This window comes from Flavobacteriaceae bacterium, assembly GCA_003443635.1.
Classification (GTDB): domain Bacteria; phylum Bacteroidota; class Bacteroidia; order Flavobacteriales; family Flavobacteriaceae; genus AU392.
Map to the genome: position 1 here is coordinate 1,587,471 of CP031964.1, position 21,369 is coordinate 1,608,839.

Genomic DNA, 21,369 nt, shown 5'->3' on the forward strand with positions numbered 1-21,369 from the left:
ATGAGTAAAAGAACGTTTCAGCCATCAAAAAGAAAAAGAAGAAACAAACATGGTTTCAGAGAAAGAATGGCGTCTGCTAATGGTAGAAAAGTCCTTGCCCGTAGAAGAGCAAAAGGAAGGAAAAAAATATCTGTATCTTCTGAATTAAGACATAAAAAATAATGATTAACAATTGTTAATATATAAAGGTGTTACTTTACGGTAACGCCTTTTTTTATATCTCCTCGATAACTATTTTTGAAAAATTTAAAATACAACTCATAAAATGCCAAAAAACCAAGATCTAAAATCGATTTTAATTATAGGTTCAGGACCTATAGTTATAGGACAAGCTTGCGAGTTTGATTACTCAGGATCTCAGTCTTTACGTTCTTTAAGAGAAGATGGAATTGAAACTGTACTAATCAATTCTAATCCAGCAACAATAATGACAGACCCTTCTATGGCTGATCATGTGTATCTGTTGCCATTAACTACAAAATCAATCATTAAAATATTAAAAGAGCACCCTCAGATAGATGCTGTTTTACCAACAATGGGAGGGCAAACAGCTTTAAACCTTTGTATTGAAGCTGACGAAAAAGGTATTTGGGAAGATTTTGGAGTAGAGTTAATAGGTGTAGATATTGATGCTATTAATATTACAGAAGATCGCGAAAAGTTTAGAGAATTAATGCTAAAAATAGGAGTAGGTATGGCTCCTCAAGCAACAGCTACTTCTTTTTTAAAAGGAAAAGAAATTGCTCAAGAATTTGGTTTTCCATTATGTATTAGAGCATCTTATACATTAGGAGGAGCAGGAGCTGCAATTGTTTATGAAGAAGAAGATTTTGATAAACAACTTCGACGAGGTTTAGAAATTTCCCCAATCCATGAAGTCATGATTGATAAAGCAATGATGGGGTGGAAAGAATATGAATTAGAATTACTTAGAGATAGAAATGATAACGTTGTTATTATTTGTTCTATCGAAAATATGGATCCGATGGGTATTCATACAGGAGATTCCATTACAGTTGCTCCAGCCATGACATTATCTGATACTACATATCAAAAGATGCGTGATATGGCAATTAAAATGATGCGTAGTATTGGTGATTTTGAAGGAGGTTGTAATGTACAATTTGCAGTTAGTCCAGATGAGAAGGAAGAAATTATTGCTATTGAAATTAATCCACGTGTATCTAGATCATCAGCATTGGCAAGTAAAGCTACAGGATATCCTATTGCTAAAATAGCTACAAAATTAGCAATAGGTTATACATTAGATGAATTAGACAATCAAATAACAAAAGAAACTTCGGCATTATTTGAACCTACATTAGATTATGTAATTGTAAAAATACCACGTTGGAACTTTGATAAATTTGAAGGTAGTGATCGTACTTTAGGACTTCAAATGAAGGCAGTTGGAGAAGTTATGGGAATTGGGAGATCCTTTCAGGAAGCGTTACATAAAGCAACTCAATCTTTAGAGATTAAACGAAATGGATTAGGAGCAGATGGGAAAGGATACACCGATTACAATCAAATTATTGAAAAACTTACCAATGCGTCATGGGATCGTGTATTCGTAATTTATGATGCGATTGCAATGGGTATTCCTCTGAGTCAGATTTATGATATCACAAAAATTGATATGTGGTATTTAAAACAATATGAAGAGTTATTTCATTTAGAAAAAGAAATTTCGACTTATACTATAGAGACACTTGACAAAGAATTATTATTAGAAGCCAAACAAAAAGGTTATGGAGATCGCCAGATTGCCCATATGTTAGGATGTTTAGAAAGTCAAGTGTATAATAAGAGAGAAGAGTTAAATGTACAACGTGTATATAAACTTGTAGATACTTGTGCGGCAGAATTTACAGCAAAAACACCCTATTATTACTCAACGTTTGAAAATGTAGTAGAAACCCCATCTGGGGAAACATATTCTCATAATGAAAGTGTAGTAAGCGATAAAAAGAAAGTTGTTGTTTTAGGGTCTGGACCAAATAGGATTGGTCAAGGAATAGAATTTGATTACTGTTGTGTACATGGTGTTTTAGCGGCTGCCGAGTGTGGTTACGAAACCATAATGATTAACTGTAATCCAGAAACCGTATCCACAGATTTTGACACGGCAGATAAGCTGTATTTCGAACCTGTATTCTGGGAACATATTTATGATATTATCCGTCACGAAAAACCAGAAGGTGTTATTGTACAATTAGGAGGCCAAACAGCTTTAAAATTAGCAGAAAAACTAACTAAATATGGCATTAAAATTATAGGTACAAGTTTTGAAGCTTTAGATTTAGCAGAAGATAGAGGAAGTTTTTCTACCTTATTAAAAAACAATAATATTCCTTATCCAGAATTTGGAATCGCAGAAACGGCAGATGAAGCTTTAGCTTTAGCAGATCAATTAGATTTCCCAATTTTAGTAAGACCGTCTTATGTTTTAGGTGGACAAGGAATGAAAATAGTTATTAATAAAGAAGATTTAGTAGAACATGTAGTGGATTTGCTTCGAAAAATTCCAAACAATAAATTATTACTAGATCACTATTTAGATGGCGCTATTGAAGCAGAAGCTGATGCAATTTGTGATGCCGATGGTAATGTATACATTATAGGAATCATGGAACATATCGAACCTTGTGGAGTACACTCAGGAGATTCTAACGCGACATTACCAGCATTTAACTTAGGTAATTTAGTAATGCAACAGATTATAGATCATACGCATACTATTGCAAGAGAACTAAATACAGTAGGATTGATTAATATACAATTCGCTATTAAAGATGATACGGTTTATATTATAGAAGCAAACCCTAGAGCATCTAGAACAGTACCTTTTATAGCTAAAGCATATAAGGAACCATATGTAAATTATGCTACTAAGGTGATGTTGGGAGAGAAAAAAGTTACAGATTTTGATTTTAAACCACAACTAGAGGGATATGCTATAAAGCAACCAGTATTCTCATTCAATAAATTCCCTAATGTTGATAAAACATTGGGCCCAGAAATGAAAAGCACGGGAGAAAGCATTCTATTTATAGATAGTTTAAAAGATGATGATTTTTATGATTTATATTCAAAAAGAAAAATGTATTTGAGTAAATAAATATTTCTAAAAATTTAAATATAAAAAAAGCAACTACTTTAAGTAGTTGCTTTTTTTATTTAATGATATTATTATATTATCTCTTTTTTAATTCAAAATTAAAAGACACTTCTATAGATTCAGTGATTTTATTTCGTACTACTTTTGGTATTTTAATATCAAACTCTGCAGGTGAAGCATTAAATTTTCCAGAAATTGTAATAATATCTCCATCTATTGAAACATTTAATGGTAGGTCACTAAGCTCTTTTGTTTTCCCATGAAAGGTAAGTGTGCCGTTTAAACTCATGGTACTGGCGTTAGCGCTTAATTTATCAATAGAAAAATCTTTAATATTACCTCTAAAGTTAGTTTTTGGAAAATCATCAGAATCAGCATAATTTTCATTAAAATGCTCTTCCATTAAAGCGTTTTTAAATCGAAATCCTTTTACTAATGCTAAAGCAGCTAAATCTCCATTCTCGGTATTTAATATTGCTGTTGCAGTACTGGAAGTTCCTTTAACTTCTTCAAATGCTGCTACTGAAGCTTCAAATGTAATTTCTCCTGTTTTTGTTAAGTATTTTCCTTGAGAAAATGCACTTATACTTATTAATGCGATTAAATATACTATCTTTTTCATTCTTTTATGTTTTGTGGCTTTTATTCTTCTGTTTTAAATTTAACCAAAAATGTTGCCATAATTCAATTTTTTAATATTAATTTTCTAAAAAGCCATCTACTTCCCATTGAATAACTTGATCTATTAAACCTTGAGGTAATCTTGAAGCCCCTAGAGGCATTGCACCTGGTGACCCTGTAGGCCTTGAAATTCTATCTATTAAATTATTTTGAGTAGAAGTTCTCACTTCTTCAAATGTTGTTAATGGTATTGGAGCTCCATTTTGAGGTGGATTACTATGGCATTCAATACAATTATTATTTATGATAGGTGCTACATTTTCATCGTATGTTATAGTAGTATTTATAGGTATAACATCTTCTAAATCGCTAATGCTATCTGTTGCACAGTTATATGTGATTAGTGATATGACTCCTATTAAGATTAAGTATATTTTTTTCATAATTACTGTATTTAAAATGTACGATTTAAGTTAAATCCAAAAAAGATGTCTCCTTCAAAGAAATTACCATTTGCTTGATTTAAAAACCCAATAGCGTTTATTGGTCTTGCATTTGTGAATGTTAATTGAAACACGTGCCCACCTGTTTCCAAATCAAAACCGATTGATAAAGCATTTCTTGCTTCAGAGCCATCAGCTCTATTTAAATGCAAACCATAATCTGCATTAAAAGACCAACGTTTTGTAAACTTATATCGACCTCCAAAGCCAACTAAATATTGAGCATTATCTTGATTAACCTCTCTAACTAAACCTTCATGAATAAATGTTGGAGCTACTTGTAATGATAAATTTTTATTAAACTTTCTAGAGATTAACAATTGAGATACGTAACCTAATCGATTGTCAAACTCCAAACCAGGTAAATTATCACTATCTAATCCTGTATTCACCGTAATAGAATTATATCCAACTATATTTACAGGAAAGCCTTCTTTTTTTTGTCTCGCAAGACGATATTTCAAAGAGAGCTCATAAATTGCATCAAAAGAACTTCTTGATGCGCCTATATTAAGCCAATCTGTAAATCCGTAAACAAAATTTAAACGTGTTACAGAATCATCCAACCCAAAAAAAGTATCAATTCCATTTTCTAAACTTCCAAAACGGTGTGCTACAATAAATGTCAAATCTCCTTTTGCAACTAATTTAGTGGATTCAAAATTTACGATTTTTAAGCCCTTAAATGCAGCATCTTCATATTGACTTTCTGTTTCATCTATTTCTAACTCATCTAATAAGTCATCTTGAGAAAATGATAGTAATGGTATACATAATAAGAATGTTAGAATGTACTTGTAATTTAATTTCATAGTATAATTAATTAATAATGTTTGTTTGATCTATTTTTATTTGCTCTAATAAATCGTCATACCCAATAAAACGACCTTTAACAGTAACTACCTTATTAAGTGATAATTCTTCTGTTATGGATACATCAAATACACAAAAAATAGTACTGTTTATTGTGAGATCATTAGTATTAAGCTCTGTAATACTACCTTGTACCTCAATAGTTTTATTTAAATACTTTTTTTCTGCTGCTATAGGGTCATCTATAAACTCTTTAGAAATATCTTCAGATGTTGTTACGAATTCTGGAGCTTCAGTTTTTATATCTCTGTGATCTTGATATAAATAATTATATCCTCCAATGCCTATTATGGCTAATACGATTATTACAATAATCCATTTTTTCATATATGGTTAATTATATATTAATATAAAATTCTGTGAATTTGTGACTAGGAAGAAAGCTGGTTGCCGCGTTATAGTCGCAATTATATTTTTAGAATTACAAAAGAGATTAATTAATTAGCTAAATACTTTCTTTGAGATTAAATTTTAGCTAGTACTGAAGACATGAGAGTATCACATTTGATAGATCCAAATTCAAAGAGAGAAGCTCCTTTAGATAATTAAAAGAGTTCATCTTTTAATATTTGTTTAGAGCGATGAATTCTGACTTTTACATTACTTTCAGTCAGATTTAAACATTTAGATATATCAGAAATACGCATTCTTTCAACTTCTTTTAATATATAAACAGTTTTATATTTTAATGGAAGATTTCCTATCGTTTTTTCAAGAATATATTTCATTTCTTTTTGTATTATTTCTTTTTCTGGATCTGAACCATCGGGTGATTTAATAATATGAGTTTCTAATGAATTATCGAAATAATAATTGGAGTTTTTGTACTTGCTAAAACAAAAATAGGAGCTTATGTAGCTTCTGGTTGGCTTATAGCAATTGCTTTGATATTAATTGTAAGTGGAATATTTATTGATATCGCTGTTAGAGATATTGTTGGCTATTGGTGCCTATGTTTTAGCTAAGCTATCAGTCGAAAAACCAGTTACAGCTTAATAAATCTAATTACCTAATAAAAAGCGTAACACATTAAATGATTCTAATGGTTACGCTTTTTATAAATAATTATTAATTACTAAAGTTCAACTTTAGCATTATGATTTTCTATTAACTCTAAATACTCATCAATTTTAAATTCCGAAGCTTTAAAAAGAGTAGATCTTTTTTTAACTTGTTCTTGTCTTTTAATACTTCTGGCAAAACGGCGAATACTACTTTCACAATCTAATATAAGACCTGGAACTTTAACAGTTTTTCCATCTTCGCCTATTGCTACCATTGTAAAATAGGATGAGTTACAATGTTTAACACTCCCTTGTCTAATATTTTCTGATTCTACCCTTACACCAACAACCATTGACGAACCTCCTGTATAATTCACAGATGCTTTAAGAGTTACAATCTCTCCGACCTCAATAGGGTTTAAAAAATCTACTTTATTTACAGAAGCTGTTACACAATAATTCCTTGAATGTTTCGAAGCACACGCAAAAGCGATTTGATCCATTAAATTTAAGATATAGCCACCATGAATTTTACCGCTAAAATTTGAATGAGATGGGAGCATTAATTCTGAAATAGTAATTTGAGAATCCTCTATTTTTTTAAACATAGTATTACTTTTCAATCTTGGTCGTCTTCAGCACGCTTTATTATCGCTTCAGGTAACGCTTTTTTTGCTTTAGCTCCCATTTTTTTAAGCTTTTCAACCGATGTAATAAGATTTCCTCTTCCTTCAACAAGTTTGTTCATAGCTGAAGAATAATCTTTTTTTGCATCATCCATTTTTTTGCCAACACCTGTTAAATCTTTTACTAATCCTTCAAACTTATCATATAAGGCACCGGCTTGTCGTGCAATTTCAATAGCATTGCGCTGTTGTTTTTCATTGTTCCACATAGTGTCTATAGTACGTAATGTAGCTAATAGGGTAGAAGGTGTTACAATTACGATATTACGCTCGAAAGCCTTGTTGTAAAGGTTATTATCCTCATTTATGGCAATAGCAAAAGCTGGTTCTATGGGAATGAATAGTAATACAAAATCTGGTGATTCAATATCATATAAATCTTGATAATTTTTATCGCTAAGTTGCTCTACGTGTCTTTTAATAGAATTAATATGTGCTTTTAAATACATTTCACGATCATCTTCTTCTGCATTAACATAACGTTCATAATCAGTTAAAGATACTTTAGAGTCAATAATCATTTTTTTACTATCAGGAAGATGTAATACTACATCTGGAAGTACTCGAGTACCATCTTCTAAAGTAAAACTTTGTTGCATAAAATATTCTCTATCTTTTTCCAATCCAGATTTTTCAAGTACACGCTCTAAAACCAATTCGCCCCAGTTACCTTGCATTTTATTATCTCCTTTTAAAGCTTTAGTAAGATTAGTAGTTTCTTTAGCCATTTGCTGATTTAAATCTTTTAGGCCTAGTAACTGTTCTTTTAAAGCTGAATGCATACTGATGCTCTCTTTTTGAGAATCTTCAACTTTTTTCTCGAAAATTTGTATTTTTTCTTGAAGTGGATTTAAAATCTGTTTGATATTTTCTTTGTTCTGAAGCGTAAACTTTTCTGATTTTTCATCTAGAATTTTAGTAGCTAATAACTCAAAATCCTTGCGAAGTTGTTCTTGTTGTTTTGCGATTTCTCCATCTCTTTTAATACTTGATTGCTGAATATTTTCAAATTCAATATTTTTTTGAGCTAATTCAATATTTAACCCTTCACGCTCATCTCTAAACGTATCACGTTCTACTTCTAAAGCATTAATAGTGTTTCTTAATTCGTTAATGGTATTAGTTGATTGATGTTGTCGTTCTTCTAAGGTACTTTTTTCACCTTTACTTTTTAGTTTAGAAAATAACATACCAAGGTAAGCACCAACAGAAGCAGCAAGTATAATAGAAATGATGAGAATTAAGCTATCGCTCATAAAATGAATAGAATTTACTCAAAGATAAATTTTTTAACTAGAAGAAAAAGAGATTAAAGTATGAAGTTTTTAATTATAAGATTGCTGATCAAATAATCTACTTGTTTATTTTAAATCCACCATTTATATCATCAAATACAATTAAATCTTTAGGAAATAAAGTATTAAAAATACCTTGTTTTATTAAGCTTTTTGGAGTACCCATTGTAACACTATTCTCAGTCATCACAATCATTTTATCACATAACTGAATGGCTAAATCGATTTCGTGAGATGAAAATAAAATGGTTTTTTTAGTGTCTTTAGCAAGCTTTTGTAATAATTTTAAAACATAAGCTTTATGATACATGTCGAGATGTGTAGTAGGCTCATCTAAAATAATTAAAGAGGTATCCTGAGCCAATGCACGTGAAATCATTACTTTTTGAAGTTGTCCATCGCTAAGTTCAAAACAGCGTTTAGATTTTAAATCTTCAATATTAGTGAGCTTCAGTGCATTTTTTACAATATTTCTATCTTTTTCAGATAAGTTACCTACCCAATTGGTATAAGGCTGCCTTCCTAAAGAAACAAGTTCTGAAACAGTGAGGTTTTTAGAAACAATTTGCTCTGTTAATACTAGGCTTAACACTTTTGCTAAATCTATACTATTATAATGAGTCAATTTCTTTCCTTCAATTGAAATACTGCCACTTATTGGGTTTTGAACTTTTGTAAGAGTTCTTAATAATGTAGATTTTCCGATACCATTGGCACCAACTAATCCAATTAATTCACCTTGTTGTAATTGAATATTAATGTTAGAAGCAATAACGGATTTTGCTTTTTTAGATTGATACCCCACGGACAAGGCTTCAGTTTTTAAAACGATATGTGATATGTTTTCATTCATTTTACACCTTAAAATATCATTTTTCGTTTTCTCACTAATAACCAAATCACTACAGGCGATCCAACTAAAGATGTAATAGCATTAATAGGTAGTGTATAATCACTAGTTGGTAGTTGTGCAACACTATCACAAATAAGCATTACAATAGCTCCAAATAAAAATACAGCAGGTAATAATATTTTATGATTAGAGGTATTAAAAATTTGACGTGTCATATGTGGTATAGCTAAACCAATAAAAGCAATAGGGCCAGTAAACGCAGTAATTGTTCCTGCTAAAAAACTTGTAGCTAGTATAATGATCATTCGACTTCGCTTCATATTTACCCCTAAGCTTTTTGCATAATTTTCACCTAATAAAAGTGTATTTAATGCTTTTATAGAAAAGATACTTAATAAAACCCCAGCACCATATATTATAAATAATATAAATATCTCATTCCAGGTTAAATTACCTAAGCTTCCAAACCCCCAAAAGAAATATTGCTGTAGCTGTTCGGCAGAACTAAAATAAGAAAGCACACTTACAATCGCAGCTGTAATACTTCCAAACATTAAACCTATAATAAGTATTGCCATAGTATCTCGCACTTTTGTAGAAACTAATAATACAGCTAGTAGTACCAAAAAACTACCTAAACTTGCAGCAATCACAATAGTCCATTTTGAAATTAACATACCTGCTAATACGCCTCCAAAAATTGACGCGCCCATAATTACTAACGCAACGCCTAAACTCGCACCAGAAGTGATTCCTAAAACAAAAGGTCCTGCAAGTGGGTTTCTGAATAATGTCTGCATCATCAGCCCAGAAATACCTAAACCAGACCCAACAATAATAGCGGTAATGGCTTTAGGTAACCTATAATCTTTTACAATATATATCCAAGATTGTTTTTCAACTTCAGCACCAATTAAACTATTAAAAACGTCATCAAAAGGAATGATAATGGAACCCAAACTAATATTTAATAAAAAGCAAAGTACTAGTACAATTGCTAATATTATAAAAGAGAGTTTATATGACTTTGAAATAGCCAACTATTTTAAAACTTTAAAAAAGAAAGATTCATAATCAGGTAATAATTGTGGATGTGAAATAGAAATGATATCTTTTAAAATAAGATCAGGACGTAAAGGTCCTAACTCGTAATAAAGAAGTCCTCCTTTGGCTCCTATTTTATTAGTATAAGTATATATTTTATTATTTTTATAAGCATCAAAATAAGTGTATCCTTTATTTTTTGAAGCCATTTGCGCCTTGTTTTCAAAACTACCAGCACCTATCCATAATTCAGCTTCTTTTGCTCTTTCAAGTACGTTTTCAAAATTTAGCTGTAAACTACCGGTATTGTCAGTGTCTTTCCAAAGATATTCTGTATTTGCATCTTCTAGATATTTGGCAACAAAACTTTTTCCACCAGGAATATTCCAGACGTCTTTAAAAGTAGATCCAGAAAATACAATCGGTTTTTCTTTAACGTTTAGTGCTGTTTGCTTGGCTTCTAAATAATCTGCTTCTATTGTTTTAAAGATAGTATTTGCTTCTTCTTCTTTATCAAAAAAAGCAGCAATAAATTTTATCCATTCTGCTCTTCCTAATGGATGTTGTTCTGTCCAGGCACCATCTAAAACTACAGGGATTTCAAATTTCTCAATTTGATCTAATGTTTTATTATTTCCGTTTACAGAGAATCCAATCACTAACTCTGGAGCTAATTCTAAAAGTAATTCCATGTTTAATTCTAAATCATTATTGAGATCTTTAATTTTTCCGCTATCGATATTTGCTCTTGTCTTTTCTGAAGAAATATAATCAGTACTTGGAAATCCAACTAATAAACTATCAACATTTAAATACTCTAAAGATGGAATATTAGTGGTAGACATAACAACCACACTTTGTATGGGGAGTTGTATGATGTGTGTATTTTTATCTTGTTTTGGTAGAGAATTTCCTTTTTTAACAAGGAGATAACGAAATGTTTTTTCACTAGCTGGCCAAGCAGAAGTTACTTTTATTTCCTTATAGGCTTCGTGTTTTGTTATTGAAAAACCTTTTGCATATTTAATTTCCTGAGATACTCCAGTTTTAGCTTCTGATGCTACTAAAACATCTTTTTTTTCTTCTTTACAAGAAAAGAAAACAAGAGAAAACCCTATGATAATAATTAAAAATCGCATCGATAAAAATTAGAAATCAAAATTCGTTATTTTTTTTGTAATACCCTCTACATAAAGTTACTTTTGAAGCATTAAAACTTGTTTAGATGAATTTTTTATGCTCTTGGAGTGGGGGAAAAGACAGTTGTTATGCATTTTATAAGGCCGTACAGCTTGGATATAACCCTATGATACTTTTAAATGTTATGAATGAGTATGGTGACTGTTCTCGCTCACATGGAATTTCTAGAGAAGTGCTTTTAGCACAGTCTGAGGCTATAGAAGTTCCTATTCATTTTTTTAATAGTACCTGGGAACATTATGAAGAAAACTATGTCAAGCATTTAAAAGATTTGACTAAACACCATGCGATTACACATACTGTTTTTGGGGATATTGATATCGATTCGCATCGTGCTTGGGAAGAAAAAGTATCTAATGCTGCAGGCGTTGAAGCTATTTTACCATTATGGCAGCAGAATAGAAAACTATTAGTGCTAGAAATGATAGCTAATGGTATAGAAGCCATGATTGTTTCTTGTAATCAACAATTAGGACCAGAGTTTTTAGGAAGAACCATTAATGCTTCATTATTAGAGGAGTTTGAATCTATAGGTATAGATGCTTGTGGAGAAAATGGGGAGTATCACACATTAGTAGTTAACGCTCCCTTTTTTAAACATAAACTTAATGTTGAGGTAAAAGAAAAAGTAATTTCTAGTAATTACAATTTTGCAGAATTAAAACTTAACTAATATTTATTTTCGAAACAATTTTTAATTTACTCTCCTCTTTTTTAAGATGAAAAACCTCTCCGTATTGTATTTTTATACTGAATGATTTTTCTAAAGGTATATTTAAGAGTTTGGCTAATAAACTTCTTATAGGACCAGCATGTGTTACAATAATTACATCTTTCTTGCTTTTAAACAAAGTTAATTCTTCAAAAAAATCAGATACTCTGGAGGCTAATTGTATATATGACTCTCCATTAGGAGTTTTTATATTTACAAAATCTTTCATCCAAGGGTCAATTTCTTCTGAAGGAATGACATTCCATGGTTTCATTTCCCAATTTCCAAAATTCAATTCTTTTAATCGATTATCATAAGTAACTTCAGTATCAAATTCTTGTGCGAGTAAATCACAACGTTTTAAAGGACTACTAATCACATTATAAATTCTGTCATTAGGAATTTGAGAACGAATCGTTTCAAATTCTTTAATATAATTTTCAACTAAATCTAAATTGGTTTGCCCGTAACAAATCCCTTTTTCTATTTTAGGAGTTGTATGTCTAATTATATAAATGTCCATATAACTATAAAGCTCAAGTAAAAGATAACTTCAGATAATTGTTGAACTGCTCCAGCACAGTCGCCAGTTTGACCTCCTAACCACTTTTTGAATTTAGCTCCTAAATACACTTTTGATAAATACATTGGTACAAGCGTTAAAAATAATAAAGGTGTTTTAAAAAATAATAAAGGCACAATTCCAAAAAGACCACTTATGATTACAATATTTAAACTAACATCTTTTGCAGCAGGTTTTGCTTTACTATCATTTGTATCTCTAACATAGGGGTGTGTATAGATTAACATAGTTGCTATAAATCTGCTTAAACTATGCCCAGAAATAATCGCTAAAGGAATATAATGAATAGGGATTTCTCGTAATGCAGAAAATTTTATAGCTAATAAAAGTCCTAATCCAATAACACCATAAGTTCCTAATGTGGAATCTTTCATGATAAGCAGAATTTTTTCTTTAGTCCATCCGCCCCCAAAGCCATCACAAACATCTGCAAATCCATCTTCATGAAAAGCACCAGTAGTATATACTGAAGTTACCATGCTTAATAAAATAGCAATTTCTAATGGTAAAATAAAAGAAGTTCCATAAAAAACTAATGCAGAGATGCTACCTACTATTATTCCTACTAATGAAAAATAGCGTGCACTTTTTTTGAGATATGTAGGATCATGATTTACCCATTTTGGACAAGGAATCCTTGTAAAAAACATTAAGGCAGTAAAAAAAATATGAATCTCTTTTTTCATCTAATAAATTATTATTTTTCAGTTTCGGTACTTATTCCAGCGCTATCAAAACTAGCCATATTATTCAAGAAATTTACAGAAGCTTTTAATAAAGGCATTGCTAGTGCAGCTCCTGTTCCTTCGCCTAATCGTAAGCCTAATGATAATAAAGGTTTTACGTTTAAAAAATCTAACATTTTTATATGCCCTTGCTCGTTAGAGGTATGTGCAAATACACAATACTCTAATATTTTGGGGTTTATAGCCTGGGCTGCCAATAATGCAGAAGTAACAATAAATCCATCTATAACAATTGTCATTTTTAACTCCGCAGCTTTTAATATAGCACCAATGAGCATTATAATTTCAAAACCACCAAATATAGCTAATGCTTCTATTGGAGTTTTAGGAGTATATTGATTATAAACCTCAGAGAGAATATGTTGCTTTTTATGAATGCCTTCTGGATTAAGCCCAGTCCCAGAACCAACGCACTCGTTTATTGGAATATTTGTAAAATAGCTCATAAGTAATGAAGCCGATGAGGTATTACCAATACCCATTTCACCAAAACCTAAAGTATTAACATTATTATGATAAAGGTCAGATACAATGCTTCCTGATTTTTTTAATGCGAGCTCAATTTCAGCTTTGGTCATGGCAGGACTATCCTGATAGTTTTTAGTACCAAAACCAATTTTAGCATCTATAATATCTAAGCTCTCTTCGAATGTGTGATTTACTCCAGCATCAACAATTTTTAAATTAATATTATTGGTATCACTAAATACATTAATTGCAGCACCTCCATCCACAAAATTGTATACCATTTGCGAAGTTACTTCTTGAGGAAATGGGTTAACTTCTCCTTTTAAAGCGATACCATGATCTCCTGCAAAGACAACAATGGTAGGGTTTGTAATTTTAGGGTTTTCGGTTTGTTGTATACATGCAATTTTAAAAGCTAGCTCCTCAAGAATTCCTAAAGCACCAATAGGCTTTGTTTTTAAATCAATTTTATGCTGAACTTTTACTTCTAGATCTATATTTTTTGTAGAACTAATATTGTAATCCATTTTGCTTTTATTTAAGAGTTACTGGTATTCCTGAAACCATTAATGTTGCTTTATCTGCATGCTTAGCAATATGTTGATTCATCCAGCCTTGAAGTTCGGTAAATTTTCTACCTACCTCAGTTTGTGCATGCACTCCCATTCCTATTTCATTAGAAATAATAATAATTGTAGCATTAATGTTTAATAATTTATCAAACTCTTTTTTAGCTAATTCTAAACATTTTTGGATATCGTTTTTGGTATCAACATAATAATTGGTGAGCCATAAAGTAACACAATCTATAATTACGACATCATTGTTAGAGATAACTTGAGAGATGTTTTTCTCTTCTTCTACCGTAGTCCAACGCTCATCTCTATCTGCTTTGTGCCTATCAATTCTTTTTTTATGATCATATCCCCAATTGCGAGATGTCGCAACATATTTTGGAGAATTTGAAAAAGATAGCGCTAATGCTTGTGCATAACTACTTTTACCAGAACGTTCACCACCAGTTATATAATGAATCATAGAATGTGTTTTTCGTAATTTATAGATGCAAATATTATACTTTTTTGAATTAATAATAAAAATAATAAGTTTTGATTGTAAAATTGATAGTATATTTGCAGCGAATTTTGGTTTTTAGCTTTTTTTTAAAAAGTTAAAATTAAAAGGGAATCTGGTTAAAATCCAGAACTGTTCCCGCAACTGTAATCTTAGTCCGCTTTGGTGGATGCTTATTATTAACTTCAATGTCACTGGAATTTATTCTGGGAAGACTGATAATAAGACGAAAGTCAGGAGACCTGCCATTTTCAACAAAAAATAAGTCAAACTTTCGGGATAAAAGTTTACGTATAAGAAATTATACTTTTCTCGATTTAATTTTTTCATTAAAATGAACAAAAAAACAAATGTGTTATTAGCATTAGGTATGCTATTATCAATTTTCGCTTCTGCACAAGAAGTAGAAAAAACAAAAGTTGAAGAGTTAGAAGAAGTTGTATTAACAGATTCTCGTTTTGAATTAAAACGAGAAAATTCAGGAAAAACTGTTATTAAAATTTCTAAAGCAGAAATTGAACGTAATCAAGGACGTACAATTGCAGAATTAATAAATACCAAATCTGGTATAGAAATTAATGGGAGTAGAAGTAATGCAGGACAAAATTTAGGTGTGTTTGTACGTGGGGGAAGAAATCGCCAAGTACTTGTAATTATTGATGGCGTTCAAGTATCTGACCCATCTCAAATTAATGGAGAATATGATTTGCGTTTATTGCCTTTAGGTAATATAGAATCTATCGAAATCATAAAAGGCGCTGCAAGTACACTTTATGGTAGTGGAGCTGCTGCTGCAGTAATTAGTATAACAACTAGTAAGGCAGGAAAAGATGCTATTAACGCTACAGTGACATCGAGTATTGGAACAAATCAATCTCAAGATGATCAAGGTTTTGATATTGCAGATTTCACTAATGGTGTCAATATTAATGGTACAGCAAATAAGTTTAATTATCGTTTAGCATTTAATCAGACATTTTCTGATGGTATTTCTGCTGCTATTGCAGATAATGGAGAACGAGATGCATTTTCAAGATATGGATTAGATTTAAATTTAGGGTATAAAGTTACTGATGCCTTTTCAGTAAATATTTTTGGAAATATTACAGATATCAATTCTGATTTTGATGGAGGTGCATTTTTTGATGCAGAAGACAATGAATTTAATAGTGATCAACAACGAATTGGTTTAACTTCAAAATATGAATATGCTAACGGAAGTGTTAACTTAAGTGCGTCATATAGTAATTTTGAAAGAGAGTTTATCTCAGACTTTCCTTTTTCTGCAGATGGAGAAAACTTTATTTTAGATGTGTATAACAAGTATAATTTTAGTAATACATTTTATACAATAGTAGGCCTTAATATTATTGATAACCAAGTTACTTTTGATGAAGATGTCGATTTTAATATTGTAGATCCTTACGTAAATGCTGTGTATGTATCTGATTTTGGGCTGAATATTAATGCTGGAGCTAGATTAAATAACCATAGTGAATATGGATCTAACTTTACATATAATATTAATCCATCTTTCGTTTTTAAATTTAATGATAATGATTATTTAAAACTATTTGGATCTTATAGTACGTCATTTATTACACCATCATTAACACAATTATTTGGGAATTTCGGACCTAATCCAGATTTAGATCCAGAAGAAGATTTAACTATTGAAGGAGGAGCAGAGGTAAAACTTGGAAATAAGTTTAGAGCTTCTGCTTTGTATTTTGATCGTGAAGAAGATGATGTAATCTTGTTTGATTTCGCTACAGGGTATTTTAATGCACAAGAAGAAGTTAATACTACTGGTGTTGAATTAGAAGTAACTTATAATCCAATAAAAAAAATAGCAATTACTGCCAACTATACCTATATCGATAATGAAGATGATGCTGGAATTTTAATCCCAGAAAATAAGGTTAATTTAGGAGTAGGTTATAGTTTTACGAAAAGAACCAACGCTTCAATTTCTTATCAGTTTACAGATGAAAGAACTGCTAATGACTTTAGCACATTTCCAGCAACACCAGTAACTTTAGATAGTTTTTCTATTGTCAACTTAAACTTTAGTCATACTTTAAAAAATGAAATTGTCACTTTCTTTGCAGGTATAGAAAATTTATTTAATGAAGATTATCAAGATGTATTTGGATTTACCACCAGAGGATTTAATACAAATATTGGTATTAGATTAAATTTATTATAAATCATAAAAGCAAGGGAGAATTAGTCAAAAAAAGCCATTTACTGAATGGCTTTTTTTATGGCATTAAATCACAATACCAAAATCCAGATTTTTCATTCCCACATACAGAATTATCATCAGTTTTTGGAGTGTTATATTCACGATATACTTTTTCTCCGATAGTAAAGTTAATAGAGTGTTTAAAAATAGGTCCATCAAAACAAAATGTATGAAACTCGCCATTTTCACCACATGAATCAACATTATCTGGTAATTCGTCTATAAAATTTTCATCTATAATTTTGCCAACAAAATCTTCTCCAAAATATTTAGCATTAGCACAAACGATAATAGTTTTAAAATCTAAATCTAAAAATTCTTTTATTAAAGATTTGGTGTCTTTTTTCCAAAGTGGAAAAATGGTTTTTAAATTTTGCTTAGCTAGTTGGCTTTCGCGATACATTTTTAAATCTTCTAAAAAGATGTCACCAAACGCGCTATGTGTAAACCCTTTATTTTTTAAACTGTTAACTGTTTCTAACATTTTTTGTTCGTAAACTTCCATAGTGGGTTGTTCAGGCAGTTCAATAATATTTGCAGGAATATCTAAAGCTTTGGTTTGAGCAAAGAGCAATTCTTTTCTCAATCCATGCATACTTACGCGATTGTAATGACTATTTACAGTTGTAATTAACTCTTCAACAGAATAACGTTCATCCTGTAATAAATAATGTAAAGCTAAGGCAGAATCTTTGCCAGAACTCCAATTAAAATAAGTTTTATTAACCTTAGACATTAATTAATAGCAATTGGATTTCGTTCTTTATTTATAGCAACAAATGTAAATTCTCCACTAATAGCTTTTTCTCTTGAGGATGAATACATTTCTTCAATAAATACATCTACTCTTATTTTAAGGCTTTTAGTGCCTAAATATGTTACTTTGCCTATAAGTTCTATAATTGTTCCGTGAGGAATAGGTTTCTTAAAGTCAATTTTATCACTACTCACCGTTACCATTCGTTGACGGCTATAACGCGTAGCAGTTATAAATGCTACTTCATCCATAAGTTGCATCGCTGTACCTCCAAACAAAGTATCATAATGATTTGTAGTATTAGGAAAAACGGCTTTAAAGATTCTTGTTTCAGAATTCTTAACACGTTCTGTATGTAAATTGCTCATAAATTTAGTGCTTATTCTATAGCTTCAAATTTACGATAATTGATTTCTTTTATAGTTTATTCTATAGAAATATACATATTATCTTTTAATGGTGTTTCCATATTAGAACTTGCTATAATTTTATTAAATGTTACTTGAGGTTCTGTAGATTCTATAGATGTTGATATAGATACTTGTTGTAATGCTCTTGCTAGTAAAGGCTCGTTTATATCCCCTAAAACACCATAGTTTGCTAAATCTTCATCTAAAAAAATATTTGGAATTAAGCCATCTGTATATTCAAAAAAACCATCTGCATTTGCATTTCTCCCTAAAAGAGGCTGAATTGCCCATGTATGATTTCTATTTGGAAAACTCCCACAACCTGAACCTCCTATAAAATTACATTCCGGAACATCTAATAATGTTGTAGAAAATTCATTTTTACCAGTGGTAAATCCACCTATATGTATGACATCTATATAAGGAGTAAGACTATTAATTACCAATTCACTAGCAGAAGCTGTGTTTTGTTGTGCTAATATAAATACGCGATTTAAATTTAAACTATTAATTGCTGCTCCACTTGATAAATTATCTACAAAATTTCGATTAAGTACTTCTTCAGAAAGTTGCGCTTGAATTTTGTCATTCCAAACTCCTCTAAATAATAATTGTCCTGTAAATTGCCCAGTAATCATACTAGATAAATGTATAGCTGATTGTACACTACCTCCAGGATTATAACGCAAATCTAAAACCAAATCCTCAATTCCATCTGCCAAAAACTGTCCAAACGCATTATTCAATTCTGTGTCAAACTCGTCAGTAAAACGATTGTACATTAAATACCCTACTTTACGAGTTCCAGTATCAATTGTATTAGCAATAAATACTGGGTTTTCGGTATAAACCTCTTTAGTAAGTGTTACTTCTCGACTCGTATCAATAAGATCATTATTAGATATTTCTAAAATATTTAAAGTATATGTATCAGAACCAGTAAACAAAAGTTCTCTAAAATTACTTTCTGTAAGTTGTATTCCGTTAACTTCTGTAAAGATATCTCCTCGTTGAATATCTTGAGTAGATGCATTAGAATTTGGTAATACAAGCCTAACAATACCAAATACGTCAGAGCTTCCATTTATTGTTCCTAAACCAAATTCAAGACCATTGGTAAGTGTTGTTCCTTCTAAAGAATTAAAAAGTGCGTTAAAATCATCTACAATAAAGCTAAAACGATCTTCGCTAAATAATAAATTATTAAATAACTCATTTGGATTAGTAAAAGATTCTAAATACTCAGAGAACTCTTCATTAGAAGAAAAACGATTATCTGCCAAATCAGGTACACTCCCTTGCCAAAAATACCATTGATTCATTGCTGTCCAGATAAACTCATTTATTTCTGATGTGGCTATAGGATTATCATCAATATCATCATCACTAAAACAACTTGTAATTAAATTAAATGAGAGAATAAATAGAAGTAGGTATTTAAAACGTTTCATAGCAATTGTTTTTATTTATAAACTCTAAATTTACTTAGATTATTTTATTTTAAAAGTTTTTGTGTAACAAAATTAAATATGGGTCGTCGTAATAACAAATAGCAATAAAAAGCTATAAACTAACCAAAAAATGACACAGGCAGATTTTTTAAGTATAGTAATGCCTTTTAAAGATAAAATGTTTCGTTTGGCAAAACGATTACTGGTTTCTCGAGAAGAAGCAGAAGATGCCACACAAGAAATATTATTGAAATTGTGGAAGAATAATAGTCAAATAAGTAATTATAAAAATGTAGAAGCATTTTCTATGACAATGACTAAGAATTTTTGTTTAGATAAATTAAAATCAAAGCATGCACAGAATTTAAAAATTGTACATAGCAATTATCAGGATAAAAATATATCATTACAAAAGGAAGTAGAATTAAGAGATAGTATAGATTGGGTAGCGAGAATTGTTGAAGGATTACCAGAACAACAAAAAATAATTTTACAATTAAGAGATGTAGAACAATATGATTTTAAAGAAATGTCTAAAATGTTGGACATGAATGAAACAGCAATTAGAGTTGCTTTATCAAGAGCAAGAAAAACAATAAGAGAAGAATTAACTAAAACCCACAATTATGGTGTTAGATAATATAGAACAATTAATAGAAAAGTACGACAACGGAGAAACTACTTTACAAGAAGAGCAACAGTTAAAACACTATTTTTCGCAAGAAGAAACTGTAATGCCACATTTGGAAGTATATAAACCAATGTTTGCTTATTTTTTGGACACCCATAAAGAACAGTTTACGAAAGACGTTCCATTAAAACCTAGAAAAACCAAAGCGTTGTATAAATGGATTTCTGTAGCAGCAGTAGCAGTTCTTATGTTTGGGGCTTATAATCAGATCTATAACCCACCAATTATAGATGATTTTTCTTCATTGACACAAGAAGAACAAGAAACTTATACTAATGCAGTAAAAGTTTTTAGTTTAATGTCATCAAAGTTTGATAAAGGCACAGAAAGTATGAATGCTTTAGCTTCTAATTTCACTAAAGGTGCTAATAACTTGACATATGTCAATGAATTTTCAGAAACAACAAATAAATTTTTAAAAACAACAAGTAATTAAAATAAAATCATGAAAAAATTAATATTAATAATAGCGATTATAGTAACACCGTTAATGTCTTTTGCACAAAATGGATTGTTTGATAAATATGAAGATATGAAGGGAGTAACTTCTGGAGTTTTAAATCAAAAAATGTTCTCAATGCTAGCAAGCATTAACATTAACTTTGATGATCCAGATAGTCAGGCTCTTTTTGATGCAGCAAAAAAGATTAAGAGCGTTAATTTTATAACTACTGGAGATGAAAGTATTTCTAAAAGTATGAAAGCAGACGTAGATAGATATCTTAAAAGTTCTAATTTAGATGAATTAATGCGCTTTAAAGATGGAGATCAAACAGTGAAATTTTATGTTAGAGAAGGCCGTAATGAGAATGAAATAAAAGAATTATTGATGTTTGTTAGTGGACTTAAAGAACTTACAAAAGGTCAAGATATTACGATTAACGGAGAGAAGAGAGATATAGAAACAGTTATGGTATCTGTTCTTGGAGATATAGACCTTAGAGAAATATCTAAAGTTTTAAACTCAATGAATATTCCAGGTGGAGAGCATTTAAAGAAAGCTGGAGAAAATAGAAACTAAACATAAAT

Annotated in this window: 24 protein-coding genes and 1 riboswitch; of the genes, 7 read left to right on the forward strand and 17 right to left on the reverse strand. The window is 30.5% G+C overall.

Annotated elements, in window-relative coordinates; translation table 11 throughout:
* Together D1817_07210 and D1817_07215 are read left to right on the forward strand one after the other, a co-directional pair.
* Positions 1 to 162 (forward strand): 50S ribosomal protein L34, encoded by a 162-nt coding sequence (locus D1817_07210; GenBank protein AXT19671.1) that lies wholly within the window; start codon positions 1 to 3, stop codon positions 160 to 162.
* Positions 163 to 265: 103 nt separating this feature from the next.
* Positions 266 to 3,121: a carbamoyl-phosphate synthase large subunit gene (locus D1817_07215; protein AXT19672.1), complete on the forward strand. Its 2,856-nt coding sequence runs from the start codon at positions 266 to 268 to the stop codon at positions 3,119 to 3,121.
* A gap of 76 nt (positions 3,122 to 3,197) precedes the next feature.
* On the opposite strand, the gene D1817_07220 is transcribed toward D1817_07215, so the two are convergent.
* The 10 genes from D1817_07220 to D1817_07265 form a co-directional block, all read right to left on the reverse strand.
* Positions 3,198 to 3,743, reverse strand: coding sequence for a YceI family protein (locus D1817_07220; GenBank protein ID AXT19673.1), 546 nt, complete (start codon positions 3,741 to 3,743; stop codon positions 3,198 to 3,200).
* A gap of 76 nt (positions 3,744 to 3,819) precedes the next feature.
* Complete coding sequence (locus D1817_07225; GenBank protein AXT19674.1) at positions 3,820 to 4,185, reverse strand: hypothetical protein; 366 nt, start codon at positions 4,183 to 4,185, stop codon at positions 3,820 to 3,822.
* Between the two features lie 11 nt (positions 4,186 to 4,196).
* Complete coding sequence (locus D1817_07230) at positions 4,197 to 5,057, reverse strand: hypothetical protein (GenBank protein ID AXT19675.1); 861 nt, start codon at positions 5,055 to 5,057, stop codon at positions 4,197 to 4,199.
* A gap of 7 nt (positions 5,058 to 5,064) precedes the next feature.
* A complete protein-coding gene (locus D1817_07235) occupies positions 5,065 to 5,445 on the reverse strand; it encodes a hypothetical protein (GenBank protein AXT19676.1) in 381 nt (126 codons plus the stop codon).
* A 218-nt stretch (positions 5,446 to 5,663) separates the two neighbouring features.
* Positions 5,664 to 5,846: a hypothetical protein gene (locus tag D1817_07240; GenBank protein AXT19677.1), complete on the reverse strand. Its 183-nt coding sequence runs from the start codon at positions 5,844 to 5,846 to the stop codon at positions 5,664 to 5,666.
* A 347-nt stretch (positions 5,847 to 6,193) separates the two neighbouring features.
* The gene (locus D1817_07245; GenBank protein ID AXT19678.1) at positions 6,194 to 6,730 is read right to left on the reverse strand and encodes an acyl-CoA thioesterase; all 537 of its coding nucleotides are present in this window, start codon (positions 6,728 to 6,730) and stop codon (positions 6,194 to 6,196) included.
* An 11-nt stretch (positions 6,731 to 6,741) separates the two neighbouring features.
* The gene (rmuC, locus tag D1817_07250; GenBank protein ID AXT19679.1) at positions 6,742 to 8,064 is read right to left on the reverse strand and encodes a DNA recombination protein RmuC; all 1,323 of its coding nucleotides are present in this window, start codon (positions 8,062 to 8,064) and stop codon (positions 6,742 to 6,744) included.
* Positions 8,065 to 8,161: 97 nt separating this feature from the next.
* On the reverse strand, positions 8,162 to 8,956 hold the full coding sequence (locus tag D1817_07255; protein ID AXT21244.1) for an ABC transporter ATP-binding protein: 795 nt from the start codon (positions 8,954 to 8,956) through the stop codon (positions 8,162 to 8,164).
* Between the two features lie 8 nt (positions 8,957 to 8,964).
* Positions 8,965 to 9,996, reverse strand: coding sequence for an iron ABC transporter permease (locus D1817_07260; protein AXT19680.1), 1,032 nt, complete (start codon positions 9,994 to 9,996; stop codon positions 8,965 to 8,967).
* A complete protein-coding gene (locus tag D1817_07265) occupies positions 9,997 to 11,139 on the reverse strand; it encodes an ABC transporter substrate-binding protein (GenBank protein AXT19681.1) in 1,143 nt (380 codons plus the stop codon). It lies immediately after the preceding gene.
* An 86-nt stretch (positions 11,140 to 11,225) separates the two neighbouring features.
* Between D1817_07265 and D1817_07270 the strand changes: the two genes are divergently transcribed.
* Complete coding sequence (locus D1817_07270) at positions 11,226 to 11,873, forward strand: diphthine--ammonia ligase (GenBank protein AXT19682.1); 648 nt, start codon at positions 11,226 to 11,228, stop codon at positions 11,871 to 11,873.
* On the opposite strand, the gene cobC is transcribed toward D1817_07270, so the two are convergent.
* From cobC to D1817_07290, 4 genes are read right to left on the reverse strand one after another with little or no spacing between them, the layout of a single operon-like run.
* Positions 11,866 to 12,435 carry an alpha-ribazole phosphatase gene (cobC, locus tag D1817_07275; GenBank protein ID AXT19683.1) on the reverse strand — a complete coding sequence of 190 codons (570 nt, stop codon included), beginning with the start codon at positions 12,433 to 12,435 and terminating at the stop codon, positions 11,866 to 11,868. The two genes, D1817_07270 and cobC, sit on opposite strands and share 8 nt — an antisense overlap.
* On the reverse strand, positions 12,420 to 13,181 hold the full coding sequence (locus tag D1817_07280) for an adenosylcobinamide-GDP ribazoletransferase (GenBank protein AXT19684.1): 762 nt from the start codon (positions 13,179 to 13,181) through the stop codon (positions 12,420 to 12,422). The genes cobC and D1817_07280 overlap by 16 nt, the downstream gene beginning before the upstream one ends.
* A gap of 11 nt (positions 13,182 to 13,192) precedes the next feature.
* Positions 13,193 to 14,236 (reverse strand): nicotinate-nucleotide--dimethylbenzimidazole phosphoribosyltransferase, encoded by a 1,044-nt coding sequence (gene cobT / locus D1817_07285; GenBank protein AXT19685.1) that lies wholly within the window; start codon positions 14,234 to 14,236, stop codon positions 13,193 to 13,195.
* 7 nt (positions 14,237 to 14,243) lie between these two features.
* The gene (locus D1817_07290) at positions 14,244 to 14,747 is read right to left on the reverse strand and encodes a bifunctional adenosylcobinamide kinase/adenosylcobinamide-phosphate guanylyltransferase (GenBank protein AXT19686.1); all 504 of its coding nucleotides are present in this window, start codon (positions 14,745 to 14,747) and stop codon (positions 14,244 to 14,246) included.
* A 91-nt stretch (positions 14,748 to 14,838) separates the two neighbouring features.
* Positions 14,839 to 15,048, forward strand: a riboswitch (cobalamin riboswitch).
* A 69-nt stretch (positions 15,049 to 15,117) separates the two neighbouring features.
* Here D1817_07290 and D1817_07295 point away from each other — a divergent pair.
* Positions 15,118 to 16,992 (forward strand): TonB-dependent receptor, encoded by a 1,875-nt coding sequence (locus tag D1817_07295; GenBank protein ID AXT19687.1) that lies wholly within the window; start codon positions 15,118 to 15,120, stop codon positions 16,990 to 16,992.
* A gap of 55 nt (positions 16,993 to 17,047) precedes the next feature.
* On the opposite strand, the gene D1817_07300 is transcribed toward D1817_07295, so the two are convergent.
* Genes D1817_07300 through D1817_07310 form a run of 3 tightly spaced genes read right to left on the reverse strand, consistent with a single transcriptional unit; the run spans position 17,048 to position 19,649 of the window.
* Positions 17,048 to 17,767, reverse strand: a complete 720-nt coding sequence (locus D1817_07300; protein ID AXT19688.1) for an adenine nucleotide alpha hydrolase — start codon at positions 17,765 to 17,767, stop codon at positions 17,048 to 17,050.
* On the reverse strand, positions 17,767 to 18,156 hold the full coding sequence (locus tag D1817_07305; GenBank protein AXT19689.1) for an acyl-CoA thioesterase: 390 nt from the start codon (positions 18,154 to 18,156) through the stop codon (positions 17,767 to 17,769). Before D1817_07305 ends, D1817_07300 begins: the two co-directional genes overlap by 1 nt.
* A gap of 56 nt (positions 18,157 to 18,212) precedes the next feature.
* On the reverse strand, positions 18,213 to 19,649 hold the full coding sequence (locus tag D1817_07310) for a carboxyl-terminal protease (GenBank protein ID AXT19690.1): 1,437 nt from the start codon (positions 19,647 to 19,649) through the stop codon (positions 18,213 to 18,215).
* Between the two features lie 130 nt (positions 19,650 to 19,779).
* Between D1817_07310 and D1817_07315 the strand changes: the two genes are divergently transcribed.
* From D1817_07315 to D1817_07325, 3 genes are read left to right on the forward strand one after another with little or no spacing between them, the layout of a single operon-like run.
* A complete protein-coding gene (locus D1817_07315) occupies positions 19,780 to 20,289 on the forward strand; it encodes an RNA polymerase sigma factor (protein ID AXT19691.1) in 510 nt (169 codons plus the stop codon).
* Complete coding sequence (locus D1817_07320) at positions 20,276 to 20,776, forward strand: hypothetical protein (protein ID AXT19692.1); 501 nt, start codon at positions 20,276 to 20,278, stop codon at positions 20,774 to 20,776. The genes D1817_07315 and D1817_07320 overlap by 14 nt, the downstream gene beginning before the upstream one ends.
* Before the next feature lie 9 nt (positions 20,777 to 20,785).
* Positions 20,786 to 21,361 carry a DUF4252 domain-containing protein gene (locus tag D1817_07325; GenBank protein ID AXT19693.1) on the forward strand — a complete coding sequence of 192 codons (576 nt, stop codon included), beginning with the start codon at positions 20,786 to 20,788 and terminating at the stop codon, positions 21,359 to 21,361.
* The last annotated feature ends 8 nt before the right edge of the window (positions 21,362 to 21,369 follow it).

Coding starts and splice junctions, on each gene's coding strand:
- D1817_07280 (AXT19684.1), bottom strand. CDS start 13,181: ATGAAAAAAGAGATTCATATTTTTTTTACTGCCTTAATGTTTTTTACA.
- D1817_07215 (AXT19672.1), top strand. CDS start 266: ATGCCAAAAAACCAAGATCTAAAATCGATTTTAATTATAGGTTCAGGA.
- D1817_07245 (AXT19678.1), bottom strand. CDS start 6,730: ATGTTTAAAAAAATAGAGGATTCTCAAATTACTATTTCAGAATTAATG.
- D1817_07225 (AXT19674.1), bottom strand. CDS start 4,185: ATGAAAAAAATATACTTAATCTTAATAGGAGTCATATCACTAATCACA.
- D1817_07325 (AXT19693.1), top strand. CDS start 20,786: ATGAAAAAATTAATATTAATAATAGCGATTATAGTAACACCGTTAATG.
- D1817_07320 (AXT19692.1), top strand. CDS start 20,276: ATGGTGTTAGATAATATAGAACAATTAATAGAAAAGTACGACAACGGA.
- cobC (AXT19683.1), bottom strand. CDS start 12,435: ATGGACATTTATATAATTAGACATACAACTCCTAAAATAGAAAAAGGG.
- D1817_07240 (AXT19677.1), bottom strand. CDS start 5,846: ATGAAATATATTCTTGAAAAAACGATAGGAAATCTTCCATTAAAATAT.
- D1817_07230 (AXT19675.1), bottom strand. CDS start 5,057: ATGAAATTAAATTACAAGTACATTCTAACATTCTTATTATGTATACCA.
- D1817_07255 (AXT21244.1), bottom strand. CDS start 8,956: ATGAATGAAAACATATCACATATCGTTTTAAAAACTGAAGCCTTGTCC.
- D1817_07310 (AXT19690.1), bottom strand. CDS start 19,649: ATGAAACGTTTTAAATACCTACTTCTATTTATTCTCTCATTTAATTTA.
- D1817_07290 (AXT19686.1), bottom strand. CDS start 14,747: ATGATTCATTATATAACTGGTGGTGAACGTTCTGGTAAAAGTAGTTAT.
- D1817_07315 (AXT19691.1), top strand. CDS start 19,780: ATGACACAGGCAGATTTTTTAAGTATAGTAATGCCTTTTAAAGATAAA.
- D1817_07305 (AXT19689.1), bottom strand. CDS start 18,156: ATGAGCAATTTACATACAGAACGTGTTAAGAATTCTGAAACAAGAATC.
- D1817_07265 (AXT19681.1), bottom strand. CDS start 11,139: ATGCGATTTTTAATTATTATCATAGGGTTTTCTCTTGTTTTCTTTTCT.
- D1817_07210 (AXT19671.1), top strand. CDS start 1: ATGAGTAAAAGAACGTTTCAGCCATCAAAAAGAAAAAGAAGAAACAAA.
- D1817_07220 (AXT19673.1), bottom strand. CDS start 3,743: ATGAAAAAGATAGTATATTTAATCGCATTAATAAGTATAAGTGCATTT.
- D1817_07300 (AXT19688.1), bottom strand. CDS start 17,767: ATGTCTAAGGTTAATAAAACTTATTTTAATTGGAGTTCTGGCAAAGAT.
- D1817_07295 (AXT19687.1), top strand. CDS start 15,118: ATGAACAAAAAAACAAATGTGTTATTAGCATTAGGTATGCTATTATCA.
- cobT (AXT19685.1), bottom strand. CDS start 14,236: ATGGATTACAATATTAGTTCTACAAAAAATATAGATCTAGAAGTAAAA.
- D1817_07235 (AXT19676.1), bottom strand. CDS start 5,445: ATGAAAAAATGGATTATTGTAATAATCGTATTAGCCATAATAGGCATT.
- rmuC (AXT19679.1), bottom strand. CDS start 8,064: ATGAGCGATAGCTTAATTCTCATCATTTCTATTATACTTGCTGCTTCT.
- D1817_07270 (AXT19682.1), top strand. CDS start 11,226: ATGAATTTTTTATGCTCTTGGAGTGGGGGAAAAGACAGTTGTTATGCA.